Genomic DNA, 6,194 nt, shown 5'->3' with positions numbered 1-6,194 from the left:
ATCCGTGGTATGGCGGCATGCGCGAATTCGAGACGGCGATCGACCAGATCGAGGAGGTCGCCCCGCATATCGCCGACTACGTCGAGCAGCAGGTCGACAACGAGCAGCGCTGAGCGGGAGGCCGTCGTCGTAATCCGTCCGTCCCGGCGACGGACGGCGTCGGGACGGACATGGGATGCGGTATCAGGCGTCCTGCTGCTTCCAGGTCTCGACGTCGATGTGGTGCCCCGGGTTCGCCTGCCACGCGTTCCACGCCGACTTGACGATGTCGTCGACGTCGTAGCGCGCATGCCACCCCATCTCCTCGTTGATGCGCTTCGGGGAGCCGATGAGCTGCGGTGGGTCGCCGGCGCGACGCGCCATGACGGTCTCCTCGAACGGCAGGCCGGTGACCTTCTTCACCTCGTCGACGATCTGGCGCACCGAGGTGCCTTCGCCGGTGCCGACGTTGAAGACGTCGTACCTGCGCTCGTCGCGGTCGAGGTACTTGAGCGCCGCGAGATGCGCGTCGGCGAGGTCGGAGACGTGGATGTAGTCGCGGATGCAGGTGCCGTCCGGCGTCGGGTAGTCGTCGCCGAAGATCGCGGGCGCCTTGCCCTGCTTGAGGCGGTCGAACAGCATCGGGATGAGGTTGAGGATCGCCGGGTCCTCGAGTTCGACGGGGCCGCAGCCGGCCACGTTGAAGTAGCGCAGGCCGCAGAAGCGGATGCCGTAGGGCTGCTCGCAGGCGCGCGCCATCCACTCGCCGAAGAGCTTCGTCTGGCCGTAGGGGTTGATCGGGACCATCGGCTCGACGTCCTCGGGGACGACGTCGACCGGCGGCTCGCCGTAGGTGGCGGCGGAGGAGGAGAAGACGAGCTTCTTGACGCCTGCCTCCTTCATGCCTTCGAGCACGTTGAGCATGCCGTTGATGTTCTGCTGGTAGTACCACAGCGGCTTCTCGACGGATTCGCCGACCTGCTTGCGCGCGGCGAAGTGGATGACGGCGTCGACTTCCTCCGCCTCCATGATCTCGGCGAGACGTGCGCCGGCCCCCGGGGCGGCGATGTCCATGCCGTAGAGACGCGCCCCGCCGATGCGGTCCGGCTTGCCGTAGCTGAGGTCGTCGACGACGACGACATCCTCTCCGGCCTCGTGCAGCGCATGGACGACGTGCGCGCCGATGTAGCCGCAGCCGCCAGTGACAAGAACAGTCATGTTGAGCCTTCTTTCGACAGGTTGAACATCACGATTTTGGTATCTTTTTTGTTGCAATGTTCGTTTATGTTCGATTACAGTGTATCACCTGAACACTATCGCACAAAACTGGCGACGTCGGTGTGTTGCGGCCTGCGCCGGCGCGTGCGCCGCGCGACCGTTTCCAGTCTAGGACGCGGCCGGACGTCCCCGCCCGCGGCCGCCGGACCCGCGCCGTCGCCGATACAGGTCGCCGCATACACTGTGGGTATGGCTCAGCAGAACATCGAAGGAATCGACAGCGCGGACGCCGTGAATCCGCTCCGCGACAGGAAGGTGCTCTCCTTCGTGCGCAGGTCGGCGCGCCTCGACGCGCGGCTTCAGCGCGCGATGGACAACCATGCGGCTCGTTACGTCCTCGACGACATCGCCGAGGAAGGCAGGCTCGACCCGGCGCAGGGCTTCGGGTTCACCGGCGCCTACGTGCGCGACCACTGGGGCGCCGCGGCGCCGCTCACCGTTGAGATCGGCAGCGGACAGGGGGAGAACGTCGTCGCCGCGGCCGCCGCGCATCCCGAACGCAACTTCCTCGCGCTCGAGGTCTACGACCCGGGCGTCGCGCATACGGTGCTGCTCGCAGCCAAGCACGGTCTGGGCAATCTGAGGGTCGCGCGGATCAACGCGCCTGAGCTGTTCGCCGTCATGGAGCCCGGCGTCGTCGACGAGGCGTGGACCTTCTTCCCCGACCCGTGGCCCAAGATGCGTCACCACAAGCGCCGGATCGTGCAGCCCGAACTCGCTGCGCGCATGCACGACGCCCTCGGCGAGGACGGCGTGTGGCGCATCGCGACCGACATCGAGGACTATGCGCTGCATGTGCACGAGGTCATGGATGCGCGCGACGACTTCGAGAACGTCGGCGGTCTGACGGTGAGCCTGCCGACCGCGCATGTCGGCAAGGGCAATGCGGGGCAGGCGTCGTCGCTGCCGCACGCCGACTTCGTCGAGTCGCCGCGTTTCGAAGGGCGTGTGCTGACGAACTTCGAGCGCAAGGGGCTCGACGCCGGCCGCGTCATCCACGACTTCACATACCGCAGGGTCTGAGCGGGCGTGCGGCGGCCGTTTTCCCGGCCGCCGCACGACGGTGTTTCGGGACTTCCCCCGAATGCGACACGCCGATGCTTGCGTGATATGCCGATTCGTGTAATATCAATTGAGTTGTCGAAAGCCCCCTTCGTCTAACGGTTAGGACACCAGACTTTCAATCTGACAACGAGAGTTCGACTCTCTCAGGGGGTACCATTAAGAAGCCTTGGAATCGCAACGATTCCAAGGCTTCTTCGCGTTCCGGCAACAACCGGGTGAGGACCGGCCGGCAAGGAGCCGTGCGGCCGTCGTGCCGGATACGCTCCGGGCGTGCCGGAGCGGGGAGTCCCCGTGTGCCTAAGATGGGCAAAGGCCAGGGGATCTGCATACAGGTCCCGAGTCGTCGGGAACGAAAGGTGGATGCGATGCGGCGTTGTGCACGGTGCGGCAGCGAACTCAATGAACGGGCGACGGTGTGCCCGGTGTGCGGCACGCCCGTCGACGAGGAGCGTGCACATCTTCGACGCATGGTCGTCATCATGCTCGTCGCGGCCGTCGTCGTCGTGGCGTTGCTGGTGTTCAGATCGAGGCAGCTGAGCGCCGGTGCCTCCGACATCGCCGCGGCCATGCGCGCCGTCGGGGGCGTCGTCGCGATGTGGGCGCCGCTGCGCTAGACGAGGGCGTCGCCGGAGTTCGCCGGGAGCGATGGCCTCCGCGACCTTTTCGATGGAAAACCGGTGAAAAACGGCATGAAACCGGCTCCCAGCGCGGTCGCATGATACGCTTTTCCCATGGGAAAGTGCAAAATGCTGACCGTCAACGGGACCCCGTATGACGTGCTCCGGTTGCTTGGCAAAGGCAATGGCGGCTATTCGTTCCTCGTTCGTTCGCAGACGCATCCGCCGGTGCAGTATGTGCTCAAGCAGATCCATTACGGTCCGTACGACTACTACCAGTACGCCGACAAGATGCAGGCCGAGATCCGCGACTACCGCAAGCTGCGCGAACTGGGCGTCAAGCTGCCGGCGATGCTCGACGTCGACCTCGACCACGACCGCATCCTCAAGGAGTACGTCGACGGGCCCACGATCTACGAGCTCGTCCTCACCGACAAGATGCAGGATGATTACCTCGACCAGATCCGGGGGCTCGCCAAGCGCCTGGCCGCACGGCACATCAACATCAACTACTTCCCGACGAACTTCGTCGTCGAGGACGGCGTCGTGCATTACGTCGACTTCGAATGCAGACCCTACAAGGACACGCGGGACTTCGAGAACTGGGGCGTCAAGTACTGGTCGAAGACGCCGGAGTTCCTCACTTACGTCGCCGAGCATATGCCGCAGGCCGTCAATTCGGTGCAGGACCGGCAGTAGAGGAGCCGCACGGACGCGATGCGAGCCGCCGCATAGGAGTTGCGGATCGCATCGGTGTGTCGTGCCGAATGATTGACGAAATATGCACGATGACTTACGCAAAATTCTAGTCGTTGTGCCGGTTTGCGACGCCCGCGATGCCGTCGCTCGTCAGTGCGTGCGGGCTTTCGCGGTTTGCAGCGGGGCCCCGCGCCCACTAGACTGGACGCCAGTCGTTCCAGTGAAGCGACGACTCGTTTGCAAAGGAGCAAGACCATGGTCTACCGCATGATTTTCAACCAGACCGCCTACTTCGGACGTGGCGCCATCGACGAGATTCCGAAGGAGGCGAAGTCGCGTGGCTTCCATAAGGCGTTCATCGTCACCGATCCCGTCCTCGTCTCCAACGGCACCGCCAAGAAGGTGACCGATGTGCTCGACAAGGCCGATATTCCGTACGAAATTTTCGATGACGTCCAGCCTAATCCGCCGGTCGAGAACATCCAGCACGGCGTCGAGGAGTTCAGGAAGTCGGGGGCCGACTTCCTCATCGGCCTCGGCGGAGGAAGCCCGCAGGACACCTGCAAGGGCATCGGCATCGTCGCCGCCAACCCCGAGTTCTCCGACGTGCTGTCGCTCGAGGGCGTCGCCGACACGAAGCACCCGAGCGTGCCGATCTTCGGCGTGCCCACGACGGCCGGCACCGCGTCCGAGACGACGATCAACTACGTCGTCACCGACACGGCGAACAAACGCAAGTTCGTCGCCGTCGATCCGCACGACATCCCGGTCGCGGCCTTCGTCGACCCCGACCTGACCGACGGCATGCCGCGCGGCCTGAAGGTCGCCACCGGTCTGGATGCGCTCACCCATGCCATCGAGAGCGTCATCACGCCGGGTGCATGGAGCCTTTCGGACGCGCTGTCGATGCAGACAATCCGCATGATCGCGAACAATCTGGCGAAAAGCGTTGAAGGCGACCGGGACGCCGGCGAGCAGATGGCCTACGCCTCGTACATCACCGGCATGTCCTATTCGAACGTCGGCCTCGGCCTCGTGCACGGCATGGCGCACCCTCTCGGCGGCCGCCTCGGCGTCGCGCACGGCGTCGCCAACGGCATCCTGCTCGCCCCGGTCATGGCGTACAACAAGGACTATTCAGGCGAGAAGTACCGCGACATCGCCGACGCCTTCGGCGTCGAGGACGCCTACACGGGCGACCTCGACCATGTGCGCGACGAAGCCGTCGAAGCAGTCGCCGCGTTGACGCGGGAGCTGGGCAACCCGACGACGATCAGCGAGGTCGGCGCCACCGAGGAGGACGTCCCGGAGCTCGCCGCCGACGCTTTCGCCGACGTGTGCACGCCCGGCAACCCGCGCAAGGCCACCGAGGAGGACATCCTCGAGCTCTACCGCAGCCTGATGTGATCATCCGCATGTGATCGCGGCCTGTACAAGCACGGTGCCGCCGCGCCGGACCTCACGGTTCGCGCGGCGGCACCGTGCTTTCGCGCGCCACGACATGCGTCGGGAAGATGACGTGCTGCTCGCACGGCACGCTATCGCGCGCGTCGACAATCATGCGCACGGCGCACTGCGCAATCCGGTCGAAAGGTTGGTGCACGCTCGTGAGCGACGGCTTGAGATACTCGGCGGGGAAGATGTCGTCGAAGCCCATAATCGACAGCTCATCGGGCAGCTGCAGCCCGCTTTGGCGCGCCGCGCGGTATGTGTTCACGGCCGACAGATCGTTGCAGCAGAAGATCGCGGTCGGCCGGTCATCGAGGTCGATGAGTTCGCGTGCAGCCTCGTAGCTGCGTTCTGCGGGGAAGTAGTCGCCGTCGCGTACATAGCGCGCTGGCAGGTCGACGCCGGCCTGCAGCAGCGCCGATGTGAAGCCGTTGAAGCGGGCGAGCGCCGTCTGCAGGACCATCGGGCCGCGGATGACGCCGATGCGCGTATGCCCTAGCCCCAGCAGATGGCGCGCCGCCTGATAGCCGGCCGTCCAGTTGTCGATGGCGACGCTCATCACGTCGTCGTCGACGGCATCGATTGGGTCGATGACGACGACGGGGATGTCTCGTGCGCGCAGCAGCTGCTTGGCATGCGTTGTCAGGCCACCCATCTGCTGGAGAATGACGCCTTGAGGGTTGCGTTCAATGATGCCGCGAAAGCAGCTTTCGGAGGCTTCGCCGTGCTCCGTCTGCGTGACGGTGATCGCGAGTCCGGCCTGTTGCGCCCAATACGAGGCGTAGCGGATGAGCTCCATCGTGCCGTTGTGCTCGATGTATTCGACGACGAGCTCGATGGTGGGGGAGAGCTTCGTGCTGACAAGCGGCTTGGCGTAGCCGCGTTCAGTGAGCAATCGTTCGACGGTCTCGCGCGTCGCCTGCGAGACGCCTGCGCGACCGTTGATGACTTTCGAGACGGTGGATGCGGAGACGCCGGCGAGTCGTGCGATCTCGCCGACCTTGACTTTCGGCTGTGCGTTGCTCATCATGTGCTCCTTGTTGCCGTGGTGCGGTGCGGCATCGTTTCACGGTGCGCTGCGTCGTTTCCATTATCGCGTGGTGGGGC

The 6,194-nt window shown here is 64.9% G+C and carries 6 protein-coding genes, 1 tRNA gene and 1 pseudogene; 6 read left to right on the top strand and 2 right to left on the bottom strand.

Annotated features, from left to right (window positions below):
- Window positions 1-113 (top strand): annotated as a pseudogene (locus D2E22_RS08230) (low molecular weight protein-tyrosine-phosphatase); the annotation flags it as partial.
- Window positions 114-183: 70 nt separating this feature from the next.
- Here D2E22_RS08230 and galE read toward each other — a convergent pair.
- Entirely contained in the window at window positions 184-1,197 is a 1,014-nt protein-coding gene (gene galE, locus D2E22_RS08225; RefSeq protein WP_126032606.1) for a UDP-glucose 4-epimerase GalE, read from the bottom strand.
- Between the two features lie 249 nt (window positions 1,198-1,446).
- Here galE and trmB point away from each other — a divergent pair, with 249 nt between their 5' ends.
- The 5 genes from trmB (at window position 1,447) to fucO (ending at window position 5,045) form a co-directional block, all read left to right on the top strand.
- Window positions 1,447-2,280, top strand: coding sequence for a tRNA (guanosine(46)-N7)-methyltransferase TrmB (trmB, locus tag D2E22_RS08220; protein WP_126032605.1), 834 nt, complete (start codon window positions 1,447-1,449; stop codon window positions 2,278-2,280).
- A 123-nt stretch (window positions 2,281-2,403) separates the two neighbouring features.
- Window positions 2,404-2,478: transfer RNA gene (locus D2E22_RS08215), tRNA-Glu, on the top strand.
- Between the two features lie 209 nt (window positions 2,479-2,687).
- Window positions 2,688-2,936, top strand: coding sequence for a zinc-ribbon domain-containing protein (locus tag D2E22_RS08210; protein WP_164518479.1), 249 nt, complete (start codon window positions 2,688-2,690; stop codon window positions 2,934-2,936).
- Between the two features lie 117 nt (window positions 2,937-3,053).
- A complete protein-coding gene (locus D2E22_RS08205) occupies window positions 3,054-3,638 on the top strand; it encodes a BUD32 family EKC/KEOPS complex subunit (protein ID WP_126032603.1) in 585 nt (194 codons plus the stop codon).
- Window positions 3,639-3,893: 255 nt separating this feature from the next.
- Window positions 3,894-5,045: a lactaldehyde reductase gene (gene fucO, locus D2E22_RS08200; RefSeq protein WP_126032602.1), complete on the top strand. Its 1,152-nt coding sequence runs from the start codon at window positions 3,894-3,896 to the stop codon at window positions 5,043-5,045.
- A gap of 52 nt (window positions 5,046-5,097) precedes the next feature.
- Here fucO and D2E22_RS08195 read toward each other — a convergent pair whose 3' ends face one another.
- Complete coding sequence (locus D2E22_RS08195; protein ID WP_420897252.1) at window positions 5,098-6,117, bottom strand: LacI family DNA-binding transcriptional regulator; 1,020 nt, start codon at window positions 6,115-6,117, stop codon at window positions 5,098-5,100.
- Window positions 6,118-6,194 lie beyond the last annotated feature (77 nt).

The organism is Bifidobacterium castoris (assembly GCF_003952025.1).
Lineage (GTDB): Bacteria > Actinomycetota > Actinomycetes > Actinomycetales > Bifidobacteriaceae > Bifidobacterium > Bifidobacterium castoris.
This window is presented reverse-complemented; position numbering and strand designations above follow the sequence as displayed.